The organism is Aeromonas sp. MTB (assembly GCF_056632455.1).
This window is the reverse complement of the sequence record NZ_CP147026.1, coordinates 896,216-911,382: the sequence shown is the minus strand read 5'-3', so window position 1 is coordinate 911,382 and position 15,167 is coordinate 896,216. Positions and strand designations below refer to the sequence as shown.

Annotated in this window: 15 protein-coding genes and 2 tRNA genes; 9 read left to right on the top strand and 8 right to left on the bottom strand. The window is 57.7% G+C overall.

From position 1 onward, the window contains the following. Window positions 1–87: 87 nt before the first annotated feature. Window positions 88–492: an OsmC family protein gene (locus WBR25_RS04285; RefSeq protein ID WP_005362569.1), complete on the bottom strand. Its 405-nt coding sequence runs from the start codon at window positions 490–492 to the stop codon at window positions 88–90. Window positions 493–792: 300 nt separating this feature from the next. Here WBR25_RS04285 and crp point away from each other — a divergent pair, with 300 nt between their 5' ends. The 4 genes from crp (at window position 793) to WBR25_RS04265 (ending at window position 4,600) form a co-directional block, all read left to right on the top strand. Further along, window positions 793–1,431, top strand: a complete 639-nt coding sequence (gene crp / locus WBR25_RS04280) for a cAMP-activated global transcriptional regulator CRP (RefSeq protein ID WP_005335304.1) — start codon at window positions 793–795, stop codon at window positions 1,429–1,431. Between the two features lie 125 nt (window positions 1,432–1,556). Beyond that, on the top strand, window positions 1,557–2,357 hold the full coding sequence (locus tag WBR25_RS04275; RefSeq protein WP_144714282.1) for a putative RNA methyltransferase: 801 nt from the start codon (window positions 1,557–1,559) through the stop codon (window positions 2,355–2,357). Window positions 2,358–2,698: 341 nt separating this feature from the next. Continuing rightward, complete coding sequence (locus WBR25_RS04270; RefSeq protein WP_021230797.1) at window positions 2,699–3,790, top strand: porin; 1,092 nt, start codon at window positions 2,699–2,701, stop codon at window positions 3,788–3,790. 174 nt (window positions 3,791–3,964) lie between these two features. Beyond that, entirely contained in the window at window positions 3,965–4,600 is a 636-nt protein-coding gene (locus WBR25_RS04265; protein WP_088868584.1) for a murein L,D-transpeptidase catalytic domain family protein, read from the top strand. Window positions 4,601–4,677: 77 nt separating this feature from the next. On the opposite strand, the gene WBR25_RS04260 is transcribed toward WBR25_RS04265, so the two are convergent. Then, window positions 4,678–5,109, bottom strand: coding sequence for a universal stress protein (locus tag WBR25_RS04260; RefSeq protein WP_005335309.1), 432 nt, complete (start codon window positions 5,107–5,109; stop codon window positions 4,678–4,680). A 188-nt stretch (window positions 5,110–5,297) separates the two neighbouring features. Between WBR25_RS04260 and WBR25_RS04255 the strand changes: the two genes are divergently transcribed. Further along, window positions 5,298–6,041: a hypothetical protein gene (locus WBR25_RS04255; RefSeq protein ID WP_479749877.1), complete on the top strand. Its 744-nt coding sequence runs from the start codon at window positions 5,298–5,300 to the stop codon at window positions 6,039–6,041. Between the two features lie 120 nt (window positions 6,042–6,161). On the opposite strand, the gene WBR25_RS04250 is transcribed toward WBR25_RS04255, so the two are convergent. Continuing rightward, the gene (locus WBR25_RS04250; protein ID WP_236381877.1) at window positions 6,162–6,614 is read right to left on the bottom strand and encodes an RNA methyltransferase; all 453 of its coding nucleotides are present in this window, start codon (window positions 6,612–6,614) and stop codon (window positions 6,162–6,164) included. A gap of 204 nt (window positions 6,615–6,818) precedes the next feature. On the opposite strand from WBR25_RS04250, the gene WBR25_RS04245 reads away from it, so the two are divergent. Further along, window positions 6,819–7,910 carry a PfkB family carbohydrate kinase gene (locus WBR25_RS04245; RefSeq protein WP_021230795.1) on the top strand — a complete coding sequence of 364 codons (1,092 nt, stop codon included), beginning with the start codon at window positions 6,819–6,821 and terminating at the stop codon, window positions 7,908–7,910. Further along, window positions 7,904–8,812 carry a pseudouridine-5'-phosphate glycosidase gene (locus WBR25_RS04240; RefSeq protein ID WP_479749458.1) on the top strand — a complete coding sequence of 303 codons (909 nt, stop codon included), beginning with the start codon at window positions 7,904–7,906 and terminating at the stop codon, window positions 8,810–8,812. Before WBR25_RS04245 ends, WBR25_RS04240 begins: the two co-directional genes overlap by 7 nt. Before the next feature lie 86 nt (window positions 8,813–8,898). Here WBR25_RS04240 and WBR25_RS04235 read toward each other — a convergent pair whose 3' ends face one another. The 4 genes from WBR25_RS04235 to WBR25_RS04220 all read right to left on the bottom strand — a co-directional run bounded on the left by WBR25_RS04235 (window position 8,899) and on the right by WBR25_RS04220 (window position 11,840). Continuing rightward, window positions 8,899–9,633, bottom strand: a complete 735-nt coding sequence (locus WBR25_RS04235) for a carbonic anhydrase (RefSeq protein WP_479749875.1) — start codon at window positions 9,631–9,633, stop codon at window positions 8,899–8,901. A gap of 350 nt (window positions 9,634–9,983) precedes the next feature. Then, window positions 9,984–11,258, bottom strand: a complete 1,275-nt coding sequence (locus WBR25_RS04230; RefSeq protein ID WP_371167972.1) for an alpha/beta fold hydrolase — start codon at window positions 11,256–11,258, stop codon at window positions 9,984–9,986. Window positions 11,259–11,684: 426 nt separating this feature from the next. After that, window positions 11,685–11,760: transfer RNA gene (locus WBR25_RS04225), tRNA-Asn, on the bottom strand. A gap of 4 nt (window positions 11,761–11,764) precedes the next feature. After that, window positions 11,765–11,840: transfer RNA gene (locus WBR25_RS04220), tRNA-Phe, on the bottom strand. 265 nt (window positions 11,841–12,105) lie between these two features. Here WBR25_RS04220 and rraB point away from each other — a divergent pair. Continuing rightward, window positions 12,106–12,441 carry a ribonuclease E inhibitor RraB gene (gene rraB, locus WBR25_RS04215; RefSeq protein ID WP_026034893.1) on the top strand — a complete coding sequence of 112 codons (336 nt, stop codon included), beginning with the start codon at window positions 12,106–12,108 and terminating at the stop codon, window positions 12,439–12,441. Window positions 12,442–12,504: 63 nt separating this feature from the next. On the opposite strand, the gene WBR25_RS04210 is transcribed toward rraB, so the two are convergent. Continuing rightward, window positions 12,505–14,460 (bottom strand): sensor domain-containing protein, encoded by a 1,956-nt coding sequence (locus WBR25_RS04210; protein ID WP_204484184.1) that lies wholly within the window; start codon window positions 14,458–14,460, stop codon window positions 12,505–12,507. 185 nt (window positions 14,461–14,645) lie between these two features. Between WBR25_RS04210 and WBR25_RS04205 the strand changes: the two genes are divergently transcribed. Then, the gene (locus WBR25_RS04205; protein ID WP_421284450.1) at window positions 14,646–15,140 is read left to right on the top strand and encodes a hypothetical protein; all 495 of its coding nucleotides are present in this window, start codon (window positions 14,646–14,648) and stop codon (window positions 15,138–15,140) included. The last annotated feature ends 27 nt before the right edge of the window (window positions 15,141–15,167 follow it).

Sequence of the window (15,167 nt, the reverse complement as noted above, 5' to 3'; positions counted from 1 at the left end):
TTCCTTATGTAATGGCTTTATGTCATGGCCTTGTGCAGTGGCCTTACGTAACGGCCTTATGCCAGGGTACCAACGAAACTATCGTTATCAAGCTTCAACAATTTGATAACTATGGGTAATTTGTACCGCTTTTTCCAACATCAGGGAAACAGAACAGTATTTTTCCATCGACAGATCGACCGCTCTGGCAACCTGTTTCTCTGCCAATCCCTTGCCCGTCACCACGAAGTGCAGATTAATCTTCTCGAAAACCCGGGGCACGCTATCGACCCGTTCGCCACTGACATCGACATGGCATGCGGTTACCGACTGGCGCGCTTTTTCGAGGATGGAAACCACATCAATGGAGCTGCAGCCACCGACCGCCAGCAGGATCATCTCCATCGGGCTGGCTCCCTCACCGGGGTTGGCACCATCCAGGATCACCTTGTGACCGGATTCACTCTCACCCACAAACTTCATCCCTTCCACCCAGCTGACCTTGGCTTTCATCTCGCACTCTCTCCTGTTAATCATGATGATGGATCCCTAGCATAACCCAGTCGCTTATCTCTGCCGAACAGGGCGAGTTGGGATGGAAATAGATCAAAATCAACATCTCCGACCTCTATCTTCCCTAGAATGGCCGGAGCGGCGCAGCAGGCATTACTCAAAGGGCTCTGTCAAAAGCCCGCAAAGCCTTGTCAGCACAGGCAAAGGCTCTTATCCTACTGCGACCAATACAAGGAATGGCAAGATTGGCAGCTTGCCCGGACGCACAAGTCCATAAAAAGACACTACAGAGGAATTCTCATGGTCATTGGCAAACCGCAAAGCGATCCCACCCTGGAATGGTTCTTGTCGCACTGCCACATTCATAAGTATCCCGCCAAGAGCACCCTGATCCATGCGGGTGAAAAAGCGGAGACCCTCTACTACATCGTCAAGGGCACTGTGGCCGTCTTGATCAAGGACGATGAGGGCAAAGAGATGATCCTCTCCTATCTGAACCAGGGTGATTTCCTGGGCGAGATGGGGATGTTCGAGGAGAACGAGAATCCCGAGCGCTCCGCCTGGGTTCGCGCGAAAGGCTCTTGCGAAGTGGCAGAGATCTCCTACAAGAAGTTCCGCCAGCTGATCCAGGTCAACCCGGACATTCTGATGCGTCTCTCTGGCCAGATGGCCAAGCGCCTGCAACACACCAGCCAGAAAGTGGGTAACCTCGCCTTCCTGGATGTGACCGGCCGGATCGCCCAGACCCTGCTCAACCTGGCCAAACAGCCGGATGCCATGACCCACCCGGATGGCATGCAGATCAAGATCACCCGTCAGGAGATCGGCCAGATCGTCGGCTGCTCTCGTGAAACCGTGGGCCGCATCCTGAAGATGCTGGAAGAGCAGGAGCTCATCTCTGCTCACGGCAAGACCATTGTGGTATTTGGCACTCGCTGATGACCCGTCCGCAGGCCTGACTGAGGCCTTGGGATAAAAAAGGCTGCTACGGCAGCCTTTTTTGATCCTCTCCCCTATAATCCCGAACGCCCTTCACTGTTCCGGCATTCGCCCAGAGAGTTACTATGCATCTTCAATGTCCCCGTTGCCGCAGTCCGCTCCATCTTCATGAAGCCTCCCAGGGGCGATATTGCGACAACAAGCATCACTTCGATCCGGCACCGGAAGGTTATCTGGATCTCATCCCCGGCAAGAAAAACCCCAAAGACAGCGACAGCCGTGCCCTGATGCGCGCCAAGCACCATTTCCTGGAAGCCGGCCACCAACTGCCGCTGGTCGAGGCCATGGCCGCCCTGCTCGCTCCGCTGGCCCCACAAGAGCTGATCCATCTTGGGTGCGGTGAAGGCTACTACTGCCGCGCGCTGGCAGAGCGCCTGCCCGGCTGGCAGTTTGCTGGGGTTGATATCGCCAAGAACACTATCTTTGCCGCCAAAAAAGCGCAGCCGGACGGCCAGTTTGTCATTGCCGATCCCGCTCGTGCGCCGTTGCAACCGGGCTCTGCTCAGGTGCTGCTGGTCAACGATCTCAAGGTCAAGACCGAACAGCTGGTCAGCTGGCTGGCCCCCGGTGGCTATCTGCTCTATCTGCAGCCGGGCCCGCGCCATCAGTGGCAACTGCGGGTCAGCCTCAATCCGGTGAGCATGGAACACCCCCTCAGCTGGCCCACCCTCGGCGGTCTCAATCCGATGGTTCAACAGCGCTGCCAGTTCAGCCTCACCATGGATCAGGCCATGCGCAGCTTTATTCTGGAGACCAGCCGTCTTGGCTGGCGGGCAACCGGTGAGCAGCGTCATGCTTTCGCTCAACAGGGCCCGAATGAACTGGAACAGGATCTGCTGCTGACCCTGTGGCAAAAGCCCATCTGATCACTGGGGGGAGCCTTGCAAGGCTCCCGCCCCGTTTTTCCCGCCCCGCCCCATTCTCCCCTGCGTGATCTAGCTCACAACTTGAGCCATCGACCTTGTTGCTCAGAACAGCCTTGATGTCAAAAAAGTCACTAGAAAATAATTCATTGAATTTAATCTTCTTTTATCTTGTCAAAAACCGTCACACCCAGTCTTGATAACGACTTCGTCACCTCAATTAAACAACGATGGATTCAGGCCCAGTCAAGGTTGGGACGCCTACCGTGTGGCTATCGGACTATTTCCGATTTCACAGAACCGACAACAAGTTCGGAAGTGTTTACATCAGAGGAATAACGCATATGAAGAAGTCTGCACTGACTATTGCTATCTCCAGCCTGCTGCTGGCGAGCGGCGCCCATGCTGCTACCGTTTACAACCAGAACGATACCAAGCTGGAAATCGGCGGCCGTGCACAAGGTGCTTACTACGGTACTGACGACAACGGTTCCGAAGGTGACCAGAGCTACTTCCGTCTGCACGTTGCTGGCGAGACCAAGATTGCTCCCGAGATGAAGGCGTTCGGCTTTGCCGAGTACAACCTGCCGACTTCCGGTTCTGACAACGACGAGCTGCGTTATGCCTATGCCGGCATCAAGCACGACCGTTTCGGCGCATTCAGCTATGGTCGTCAGGATGGCCTGTTCACCAAGGCCGTCAACAACTATACCGACGTCCTGCCTGAGTGGGGCGGTGACGGCCTGGGCAAAGATACTGAAGTATTCGGTACCGGCCGTACCAACGGTCTGGCCCAGTACATCTATAACTACCAGGGTCTGACTCTGGGTGCCCAGTTCACTGGTAACAATGATCCGCAGAATGCAGATCGTTCCAACTTCAAAGATGTAAATGGCCAAACTACTTGGAACAAGAAAGGTTCCAAAGAAGGCTTCGCAGTATCTGCCAACTACGATTTCGATATGGGCCTGAGCCTGGGTGCTGCCTATAACCAAGCTGGCAAGACCGACGAGCAAGCTCGCTATGCCGCCTTCGGTGGCGACAAGGATGCCAAGCTGATGGGCTTCGGCGCCAAATATGCAACTGGCGACCTCTACCTGGCTGCAACCTACTCCCACGGTGAAGACCACCTGTTCGTCAACAACGGCTACGCCGAGAAGATGGATGGCTACGAAGCCGTTGCCCAGTACACCATCGGCAAGTTCAAGCCTTCTCTGGCCTACCTGCGCACTGACGTGAAAGACTCCGCTCGTGGTATCGATGATACCTACACTGAGTACGTATCTATCGGTGCCTGGTACAACTTCACCGAGAACTTCAACGCCTACGTTGATTACAAGCTGAACCTGCTGGACTCCGTAGATGGCAAGTCCACCAACTCTCTGGGCAAGAACACCGATGACGTAGTCGCGGTTGCCCTGCAGTACAACTTCTAAGTAATTGGAAGTCAGTTATACCCTGTGATACCAATGTCTACTGTTTGAATTACTTCCGGCCGCTCTGCGGCCGGTTTTTTTATTGCGCCTTTTCAGCACCTTGCATATAACTATCGAGCGGATTGATGGCAATATCCGCGCCGTTGACAGGGAGTGACAAGGAGATATTCACGGATGAGACAAGCGCGCGGTAACATAGACTGGCAACGCGGGTGGCTGTTGTTGCCACTGCTGTTGATATCGCTCATCTGGAGCAGCACGGCAGATGCCAGCTGGGATCAGAGCCTCTATCGTCAACTGGGTCTGGCCGGCAAACTGGATAAACAGACCTTTCGTCAGGCACTCAACAGTTATCAAACTGTGCGCCACAAACGCAAACCCATTCTCACCATCATCGATTACAGCAAGCCATCCACCCAGCGCAGGCTGTTTGTCATCGATATGAAACGCCACAAGCTGCTCTATCACACCTGGGTCAGTCATGGCCGCAACTCAGGTGAACTGGCCGCAAAACGCTTTTCCAACCAGCTCAACTCCCGCCAAAGTTCCCTTGGCGTCTATCGCACCGCAGAAACCTATCTGGGCAAGCATGGCTACTCCCTGCGGCTGGACGGACTCAGCCCCGGCAAGAACAGCAATGCCCGCAAGCGTGCCATCGTAGTACATGGCGCCGCCTATGCCAGCCCGACCCATCTGCGCAAATATGACAAGCTGGGCCGCAGCTGGGGTTGCCCCGCCCTGCCCAAAGAGCAGGCCAGAGCCATCATAGATACCATCAAGGGGGGGAGTGTCATCTACGCTCACGGCTAGCGGGCACAACACCAGAAAACGCAAGGCCAGCAATCGCTGGCCTTGTTTGTTACGCTTTTCACACTAAACGTGGCGCGTTATTGGCGCACCACCAGTACCGGACAGGGTGCATGACGCACCACAGACTCGGCGACACTGCCTACCAGCAGATGACTGATACCAGAGCGACCGTGGCTGCCCATCACGATCAGCTCAACCTCATCCTCCTTGGCCTGAATGACAATTTCATCGGCGGCGCGGCCAAAGCGAATATCAAAGGTGGCCGGGATCGGCAGGGTGGCAACCAGCTCTTTGAGCTGGGTTCTGGCCTGACGCTCCATCTCGTGAGTGATCTCGATGGCCGTCATATGAAGGATCTTGTAACTGTCAAAACCGTGTAGTTGATCAACCACGTGGATCAGCTTGAGCTGGGCCTGATGGCTCTGTGCCATGAAAACGGCATAGTCGAGTACCGCGCGAGACATTTGGGAAAAATCGACGGGACAGAGCAGAGTCTTGATCGATGGCATAATACAGTCTCCTCTACTGATTGGGGTGCTATTGAATCTTTACTCGATCATAACGATCCGACCGCAAATAACCCTCGACCCTGTCGCAAAATGGAGATGCGAGATGTTTTCTCCGCCCGCCGCGATCAATGCATGGTATAAATCAGGTGATAAATGCTCTCCTCACCCCTGCGAGGATAATGCTGACCATGCTGCGCATCGGTTGTTTGCTGCTTTACTGTCTGTGTGCGATCGCCCACGCTAGCACAGCCGATATTCACGTCTATTGCGATGGCTGGGCCGGTTTCTGCCAACCGGATGGCCGCGGTATCTATCTCGATCTGGTGCGAACCATCTACCAACCCCACGGCTATCAGATCGTGCCCCATATCGTGCCCTACAAACGCGCCGTCGCCATGGTAGCCAGGCAAGAGGGGGATATGGCGATGAGTGTCTATCTGGACGAGATCAAAGGGGTCAAACAGCCCCGTCAGCCAGCCTCCGCCGATGATGTGACCGTCTTCATGCTCAAGCAGTGGCAGCCACAATGGCGGGGAGAGCGCAGCCTGGAGGGAGAGACCGTGCTCTGGCGTAGAGGATGGGTGCTGGATAAATATCTTCCGGTCACCATGCGATGGCATGAGATCGACAACCATGAGATGGCCCTGCAGCTGATTGGCAAGGGGCGCTATCGCTATTACCTGACCGCTGGCGTGCTCCATTCTACCGATGAGACCCCGGCCAATATGTACCGCACCATTTTGCGCTGGATCCCGACTTACCCCATTTTTGCCGATACCGAGCAGGGCGACCGGCTACTGCAGTTGTGGGATCAAGAGATGGTGAATCTGATCCGTCGCGGCACGCTGGCCGAGATATATCGCCGTTATCACCTCTATGACTACTACCGCGACTTTCTCGAGGAGCAGGCGGTCAAGGCCGGCGAAAACTGATCCCACCATAGGGGAAAGAGAAGGATGCCGCAGCCCCATCAACAGCAGCCACTGCCAGCAACCAGCCCATAAGCAACACCTTGTCCATTGCGGTTTGAGTCACCGTTGCCACGCCACAACTCAGGGCTGCCGGTATCCCTTCGCCAAGCGGTCATAGAGGATCACATTGACCGAGGCGGCCAGATTCATGCAGCCTTGAGTCGGCACATAGACCACATCTTTCACCGCGCCATAGAGGGCGGGATCGAGCGTACCATCCTCCGGCCCGAAGATATAAAAAGCGCGTTCCGGATGGACATAGTCGGGGAGCGGCGTGGCTCCGTCGATCAGATCGACCACCACGGGCACGCATCCCTGCGGGATAAACGCCATCAGATCATCCACCCCGAGCAGCGGGATCTTCTCCACCATCTGCTTGGTATCAGTGGCAAAGCGGCGCGCCAGCTCGAAGCGGTTGCCGGTGTAGTAGACCTCGTCCACCCCGTAGCAGCCCGCAGCCCGCATCACTGAGCCGACATTTTCCGGAGACTTGGGATTGACCAGCCCCACGCAGCAGAATGCACTCTTTTCCATCATCTCTCCTCATCTTGCGGCGGCCATTATAAGCCGTTGCAGGGCCACCGACCCGTTAAAAGTCCCCTCCCCGGCTAAACCGCTTGCCAACCCAGCTTTGAATGTCGATTTTTTGTGCGCAAGCCGACAAATTTTGTACAAGCCGATAGCCAGCAAACGTTTCCCAGCAATAATAGACAAACGTTTGTAAATGGATGTTTGTCTATGACTGAGCGTGAACAAGAGATCCTCGCCCTGCTGCGTCAGGATCCCATGATTGCCCAGCAGGAGCTGGCCGATCGCCTCGGCATCAGCCGCTCCGCGCTGGCCAGCCACATCTCAAGCCTGATCCGGCAGGGATATGTGCAAGGCAGAGGTTATGTACTGCGAGAGGGCCCCTACGTGGTGGTGATCGGCGGTGCCAATATGGATATTTGCGGCACCAGCCATGACAACCTGCTGCTTGGCGACTCCAACCCGGGCAAGGTACGCACCTCGGCGGGCGGCGTTGGCCGCAATATCGCCGAGAATCTGGCGCGGCTCGGCAGCGACACCCGGCTGCTGACAGCGGTCGGCAACGACCAGTATGGCCACCATCTATTGGAAGTGAGCCAGCGGGCCGGCGTCGATGTGCGCCAGACTCTGGTGCTCGATGGTCACGCCACCTCCTGCTATCTCAGCCTGCATGATGGTAGCGGCGAAATGAGCTGCGCCATCAACGACATGGCCATCATAGAGCAGCTCACCCCTGCCCGCCTGACACCCCTCGCAGGCTTTCTCGGCGGCGCCCGGCTCTGGGTACTCGACACCAATCTGGCCATCCACACCCTCGACTGGCTGTTCGAGCGACAGGGGGAGCACGCCATCTTTGTCGATACCGTTTCGGTGGCCAAGGTGGAGAAGATCCGCCCTTGGCTCGGCAAGATCCACACCCTCAAACCCAATCGCAGCGAGGCCGAACAGCTGTGCGGCATGACCATCGCCGGGCCCGAAACCTGGCCCATGGTGGCCGCCTGGTTCCACCGCGCCGGGGTCAAGCGACTGTTCCTCAGTCTGGGTGAACAGGGGATCTTCTACAGCGATGGCGAGCAGCAGGGCCACCTGCCGGTGCTGGGCAGTCCGGTGCTCAACGTCACCGGCGGCGGGGATGCCTTTATGGCTGGCCTCGCCCACGCCTGGCTGCAACAGCTCGACATTGCCCAAACCACCCGCTTTGCCTTGGGCTGCGCCGCCCTCACCGTCAATTGTTCCGATACCGTTTTTTCCGGTCTGAGCAAGACCGCCGTTGACCGCATACTGGAGGAGTACTCATGCTGAACGCTTACCTCGATATCCAACCGGAAGTGGCTGCCGCACTGGCCGCTGGCAAACCGGTCGTTGCCCTCGAATCCACCATCATCTCCCATGGCATGCCTTATCCGCAGAACGTGGAGACGGCCCGTCAGGTGGAGCAGGTGGTGCGCGATAACGGCGCCATTCCGGCGACCATCGCCATCCTCGACGGCCGCCTCAAGGTGGGTCTGGATGCGGGTGCACTGGAAGCGCTCGGCCGGGCAGGCCACAGCGTGACCAAGTGCAGCCGCCGCGACATTCCGTTCGTACTGGCGCGCAAGGGGATGGGGGCCACCACGGTCGCCTCCACCATGATCATCGCCGCCATGGCGGGGATCCGGGTCTTTGCCACCGGTGGCATTGGAGGGGTACATCGCGGCGCGCAGGAGACCTTCGATATATCGGCCGACCTGCAGGAGCTGGCACAAACGCCGGTGGCCGTAGTCTGCGCCGGAGCCAAGTCGATACTCGATATCGGGCTGACCCTGGAGTATCTGGAGACCCAGGGCGTACCGGTGATCGGCTATCAAACCGAGGAGCTGCCCGCCTTCTACACCCACGAGAGCGGCTTCAAGGTCGATTATCGCCTCGATACCCCGGCAGCCATCGCCGAGGCGCTACGCCTCAAGTGGGAGCTGGGACTGGCGGGCGGCGCCGTGGTGGCCAACCCCATCCCGAGCACACACGCCATGCCGAAAGCCGATATCGACGCAGCCATTGCCCAAGCGCTGCGTGAAGCCGATGAGCAGGGGATCAAGGGCAAGGCGTCAACCCCCTTCCTGCTGGCCCGCGTCTGCGAGCTGACTGGCGGCAACTCGCTGGCGGCCAATATCCAGCTGGTACTGAACAACGCGGCACTTGGCGCCCGCATCGCCGCCGCGCTTTAATTGCACACCGATACCTCACCATGTAAAAGAGGGCCTCGCGGCCCTCTTGTTGTTTTTGCTATCTGCAGCGCTATTGCAACGCTGTGTTATTGCAGTACCACGCGCCCATTGAGTGGCTGCACCGGCCGGTTGTTGGGGTGGTGCATCACCGCCTTGAAGGCGTCGATCTGGGCCTGACTGACCTCGACAGGCTGCTTCATCACCAGCCAGCGCACTCCTTCCGAGCAGGGAGGCGTAGTAAGGGAACCGCTAAAGCGATAGTAGTCACGGTTCTCGGGCAGCAGTTGCTCCGCAACGAGCGGCGTCTTGAGGGCCTGGGTCTCCCCCACCTTGGCAGGTAATGCACTCCAGGCTGCCGCCAGCGCCGGATTGGCCTTGCCAGCCTTGCCAGCCTCGAACATCACCGCCACCACGGCGATCTCTCCCTTGTCACTGACATGCACCAGATGCCCTTCCAGCGGATAGGATTTGCCCTCGATGAGGTTTTCACTCGGGGCGTGGAAGTGGAACTGCTTGAGTTCAAACGTGGTGCCATCGAGTTGCAAGGTGCTACCCGGGGCATAACCGACCTGCACGGTATGACCGTTGTTGACCACTGTGTTGCCACCCGCCTGATAGTGGAGTACCAGCGGGGCCAGTTTGGCCTCGACCAATCCGCGCAGGTCAACCGGCGACTGATTGCTGCCCGCACACTGGCCAAACTCCGGGGTCAGCTTGGCCCAGTGGGCAGGCCCCGCCTCACCGCTATATTCCCAATGGGGGGTGGCAGCAAACACGACAGGGCACAGCAACAGGGAGCAGGCCAACAGAGACTTTCTCATCATACATCCTTATTGTGATTGAAAAGCACGACCATCCCCTCCCCCGGATAGCGGGGCATGCAGAGATGGCATATCAGATACGCGGGATACAGAGCATCGGAGCGACTTTCTAATGGTAACGAGCACGGGTTGGTCAATCGGTTTGACCGCTGCTCAATACAGAGTCGTTTGGCAAGTATATGGTGAGGGATCGACAGAGACAGTGAAAGAGGGGGAAATTAATCAGCCGGCTATCCACTCATCGTCTGGCGGATACGGGTCAAGGTTCAGGGAGTCACGCTTTCATAACAACTATCCATCACAACCATCGCGGGAGTCCGGGCTCCCGCGATAGTTGCCGATAACGGCAATTAACGGTCGCGATTCAACGCGATCAGACGATCAAGAATCGCCTCACCATCGGCACGCAAACCGTTGTGCTCATACTCATTGGTGATCCAGGCGCGACTGTTGCCAAGGCCACGCAGGGTCTCGCGACTGTAGTCAAACTCCACATACATATCCTCGGCATAGACGGCGCAGGCGACCGGCACCTGGTTGCGGGCCAGCTGTGCCGGATCATAGAGCGCCCCCCAGTCCGCCTTGTTGGCCAGCAGATGAGCCGCCTCTTTCAGGGGCAGCAACTCGCGGAACTGCTCGAACATCCAGGGGTAAACCATCTCGCCGGTGAAGGCGAAATCCTTGCCGGGTGCCCAGTTCACCGCCGGGAATTCCACTCTGACCCGATCAGCCGCCCAGCGAGTCGCCTCCCCTTCGGCGTAGATAGCCTCGTGCAGAATGGCAAACAGCGGGTTGGTATTGAATGGCTGCATGCTCTGCACCTGATAGAGAAAGGCCGGGCTCAGCTTGTCGCCGATAAAGGCCTCTTCCAGCAGGTAATAAAGCTCCTCGAAAGCACCCGTAGCGCCGAGATCCAGCCCCTGCTGCTGGAACTGCTCCACCGTCAGGCGCTGGCCGTTGGGCAGTCGCACATCGTGCTGGTGCAGATGGTTGGCCAGCCGGTTGGCAATCCCCTGAGCATGGGGGAAGCGGGCGAAGAAGGCTCGGTTCTTGTCAGCCACCCGCTGGTAGGTGGCGCGGTAAACCTCCTCGGCGCTGCGGCCAATCGGCGCGATGCCGCCGGTGATATAGACCTCCCGCAGGCTATCGGGGAAGAGCGAGAGATAGGTCAGGCAGCAAAAACCGCCAAAGCTCTGACCAAGCAGGCTCCAGCGATGCTTGGGGCTAAGCTCCTGCCGGATGAACTCGGCATCTTGCACTATGCTGTCGGCGCGAAAATGGCCGAGATACTCCGCCTGCTCGGTCGGGGTCATTTTGGCCAGACTATGCCCGTGGATGGGGCTCGACATCCCGGTGCCACGCTGATCCAGCAGCAGCACTCTGAACTCCTGCAACGCCCGCTTGAGCCAACCACTATTGGCCGTCGGGCGCGGCGCCCCGAATCCCGGCCCACCTTGCAGAAACAGCAGCCAGGGCAACTTCTCATCGAGCTTGTCTTTACGGCAGAGGGTGCGGGCAAACAGGGTAATGCTGTCACCATCCGGCTCATCATGATCGAGGGGAACGGTAAAAAAGTGCGGCTCGCAATGAATGCCGTCCAGTACATAGCTCAAGGGGCTGTTCATCTGGGATCTCTCCGTCAGGATGGGAACATCATTGACCCCATCATATCCCCGCCCGGCCACAGGGTCACTCCAGTTTTCCAAAATGTTAACAATGGCTTAAAGGTCGAAACATCACCAGACAAGCCGCTCTTCAACGGTGCTGAATTAATTGTTTTGCGGGGGAGATTGACGCCATGGCGCCATTCAACAAAGATGGCTCGCCTGCACAGGAGTGCAGCCATTCAGGCCGACAAAATGGATAAGGGAATGTGATGAAACCGAAGTGGATCAGGGCCAGAAAAAGAGAGAAGAAGCCATGCCCTGGCAGCATGTTGCAGACCGGAATGCTGCTGTTCAGTGCCACCTGTGGCGCAACGCTCTTTTTGGCAGCATGCAACAGCAACTAGAAATGAAAAAGCCCGCTCGATTGAGCGGGCTTTTCGAATTTGGCTCCTCCTACTGGACTTGAACCAGTGACATACGGATTAACAGTCCGCCGTTCTACCGACTGAACTAAGGAGGAATTGTGGTGCCCAGAGACGGAATCGAACCGCCGACACGGGGATTTTCAATCCCCTGCTCTACCGACTGAGCTATCTGGGCAACGGCGCGCATTAAACCCTTTCCAGCGCAGAGTGTCAACCATGATGGCACGATAAAAAGCGCGTTCGCTCAACAACCGAACGAAGCGGCCATTTATTATCCATTTCAGTCCTGTTTGCCGTACTTACTGGCCTCTGAACACCCTGCAGGCTGCGCCAATATGATGGAAATTCGAGGTTCAGTGGGTCCGCCGCATTGAGCCGAATCCACTCTGCGAGTATGCTTTGCCGCAATGATACCGCCTGGAGGCAACATGAGTCTGAATATGCAAGAGTGGCGTGATGAGACCACCGAGATCGTCAACGAACTGCTGGCCGATGGCAGCAATCCCGATGCGGATTACGACATCGAGCACCACTTCGCCTGCCAGGATTTCGACCGTCTGGAAAAAGCAGCGGTTGACCTGTTCAAGGCCGGTTTTGAAGTGACCGATGCCGAAGAGATGGAGCTGGATGACGGCGCCACCATCTTCTGCTTCGATGCCACCATCGAGTGCAAGCTGAATGTCGAAGCGATCGTTGCCGATATCGCCAAGATGCTGCCCATCCTGGAAAAATATGGGGTGGATTACGATGGCTGGGGCACCTACTTCCAGGATTGATCCTGCCTCCATCGTAAAACAACAAGGCCACCTTGCGGTGGCCTTGTTGTTTCTGACGATCTCTCACGCCAGATAGCTGGCAGCAAACTCCGCCGGCGGCAGTGGGCGACTGAACAGATAGCCCTGGAGCCGATCACACCCCGCCTCGGTCAGCCACAGCTGCTGCTCGGGTGTCTCTACCCCTTCGGCCGTAATCCGGATCCCAAGCTCATGGCCCAACCCGATGACCGAACGCACGATAGCGGTAGTCGCGCTATTGCTGGCGAGCCCCTGAGTGAAGCTGCGATCCAGCTTGAGGGTCGCCACCTGCAAACGCGGCAGATAGGCCAGCGAACAGTAACCGGTACCAAAGTCGTCGATGGCCAGCTGAAAACCGGCGGCAATCAGGTTGTCGAGGTTGGTCTCAATCTCGTCGGCGTTCTCCATCAACACCCCTTCGGTGATCTCCAGCTCCAGTTGACTGGCCTTGAGACCATGGCGAGCGATGCAGGCAGAGACCCGTTCACAGAGCGCCGGATCACGGAACTGCAGCGGCGAGAGGTTGATGGAGAGCACCATATCCGGCTGCGCAGTTTGCCACTGCGCCAGCTGGGCACACCCCTGCTCCAGCATTAACTGGCCAAGCTGACCGATGATCCCCATCTCTTCCGCCAACGGAATAAACTCGTCGGGGGAGATCATCCCAAGCTCAGGATGGGGCCAGCGACAGAGCAGCTCGGCGCCATGCAGCCGGTGAGTGCGGGTACAGATGATCGGCTGATAGACGGCAACCAGCTGGGCGGACTTGATGGCGAGCGGCAACTGGGCGGCGATCAACTGACGCCGCTTGAGCCGGGCATGCAGCTCGGGATCAAACAAGGTGCAGTACTGCTGCTGCCGTTTGCCCTGCGCCAGCGCAGCCTCGGCATGACTGAGCAACCGCTCGGCATCGCTTGCCCGCCCCTGGGCCAGCCCCAGAAACACCGGGATCTGGATGCGGTGATCTTCCACCTGATAGTGCTCCATCAACTGCTGCTGCAGATGCTGGCTCCACCCCTGCAATGGCTCGTTGAAATCTGGCAGCAGCAGGCTGAAGTCATCGGCAGCGACCCGACAGAGCAGGGAACGCGGCGGTACCAACTGCTGCAACCGCTTGGCCACCTGGCTGAGCAGGCGATCGGCAATCCGGATCCCGAAGCGATCGTTGATTTCACGAAAATGATGCAGATCGACCAGCACCAATGTGGCACTGCGTCCCCCAAGATGGCGGCTGGTCTGCAAGAACCGGGAGAGTTTGAGCAGCCCGGTCAGACTGTCGTAGTGCTGCTCCTGCTGCAACTGCGCCTGAGTGGTGCGCAGGCCGGTAATGTCACGCCCCAGCGTCAGGATCCCGAGGGAGTGGCCGTCACCATCGGGGACATCGACCCGGGTGATCTCCATGTGTCGCCCCTGCCCGCTGGCATCCAGCAGACAGCACTCGCCATGCCCCATCCCCTGCGGCGCCGCCAACCGGAACGGCAGTTGCTGACCCAGCACCTCATCCGCCCCTTGGCCGATAAAGTCGAGAAACGCCTGATTGCACTCCAGCAACACCCCGTTGTGATCATCAAAACGGATCAGGTCAGGAATGGCATCGAGCAGAAAACGCTGCAACAACTGCTGCTGTTTGACCGTTTGTTCTAGGCTCTTGCGCTGGGCAATCTCATTAACCACCCCGAATACTGCGCACGCTTCCCCCTGCGGGGTGTAAAGAGGCACCTTGTGCACCTCCATCCAGCAGGTATCTCCACCCCGGTTGCAATGGAGCTGCTGATACAGCATCGGCACGCCTCCGGCAAGCAGCTGCTCATCCTCACTGCGAAAGAGATCGCCCCAGGGCATATCTGCATCTGTCTTGCCGACAACCTCGGCAGGCGACTCCAGCTTGGCTTCACGGGCGAACTCACGATTGGCGAACAGGTAACGCCCATGACTATCCCGACAGAAGATACTCATTGGCAATTGGTCGATGATCTGCTGCAGCAGATCCGGGGTGAGCATGTTGGTCACAGGGGTGCTTATGGAGGAATTTCGAGCAAATCTATGATAGCAAACCAATTTTGTAAAGCACCCCGATCACCTCCCCATAACATCGAACGCTGGATGGTTGCTGACAGAGATTGTCGCTCCGGCGATAATAGGCGCCGGTTGGCCAATGGCCTGGTGATATGGATGAGAGAAACAAGATGAAAAAGATTATGGGGAGCGCATTGGCGCTGCTGCTGGTTGGTTGTGCTGGTGACAATAACGGCGGTGAGGAGTATCGCTACAACCCGCCAATTGCCAAGGCAACCAACAACACTCAGGAAATGGCGATCCCGGTGGATCTGGTGTGGGCTCGCGCCGAGAAGTGGTTCACCGATCACGGCCTCACCATCGAAAACAGCCAGCGTGGCTCCGGCCTGATGACCGCCAACGTCAACCAGTCAACCGACGGGCTGGAGTGGCTGGACTGCGGCACCATGGGTTCCAAAGTTGTACTGGGCAACCCGAACCTGCAGATCAACCTGATCATCACCCAGAGCGGCAACAGCAGCGTGGCAACCGTCAACGTCAAGGGCAACACCGAACTGTTCTTCGTTGAATCCTCAGGCGAACGCGTACCGGCCCCGTCCATCAAGCCGGTCTGCGTTTCCCGCGGCACCCTGGAGCAGAGCCTGTTCGCCACCCTCGGCAACTGATTTCGCTTCCCTGCAAAGATAAAAAAA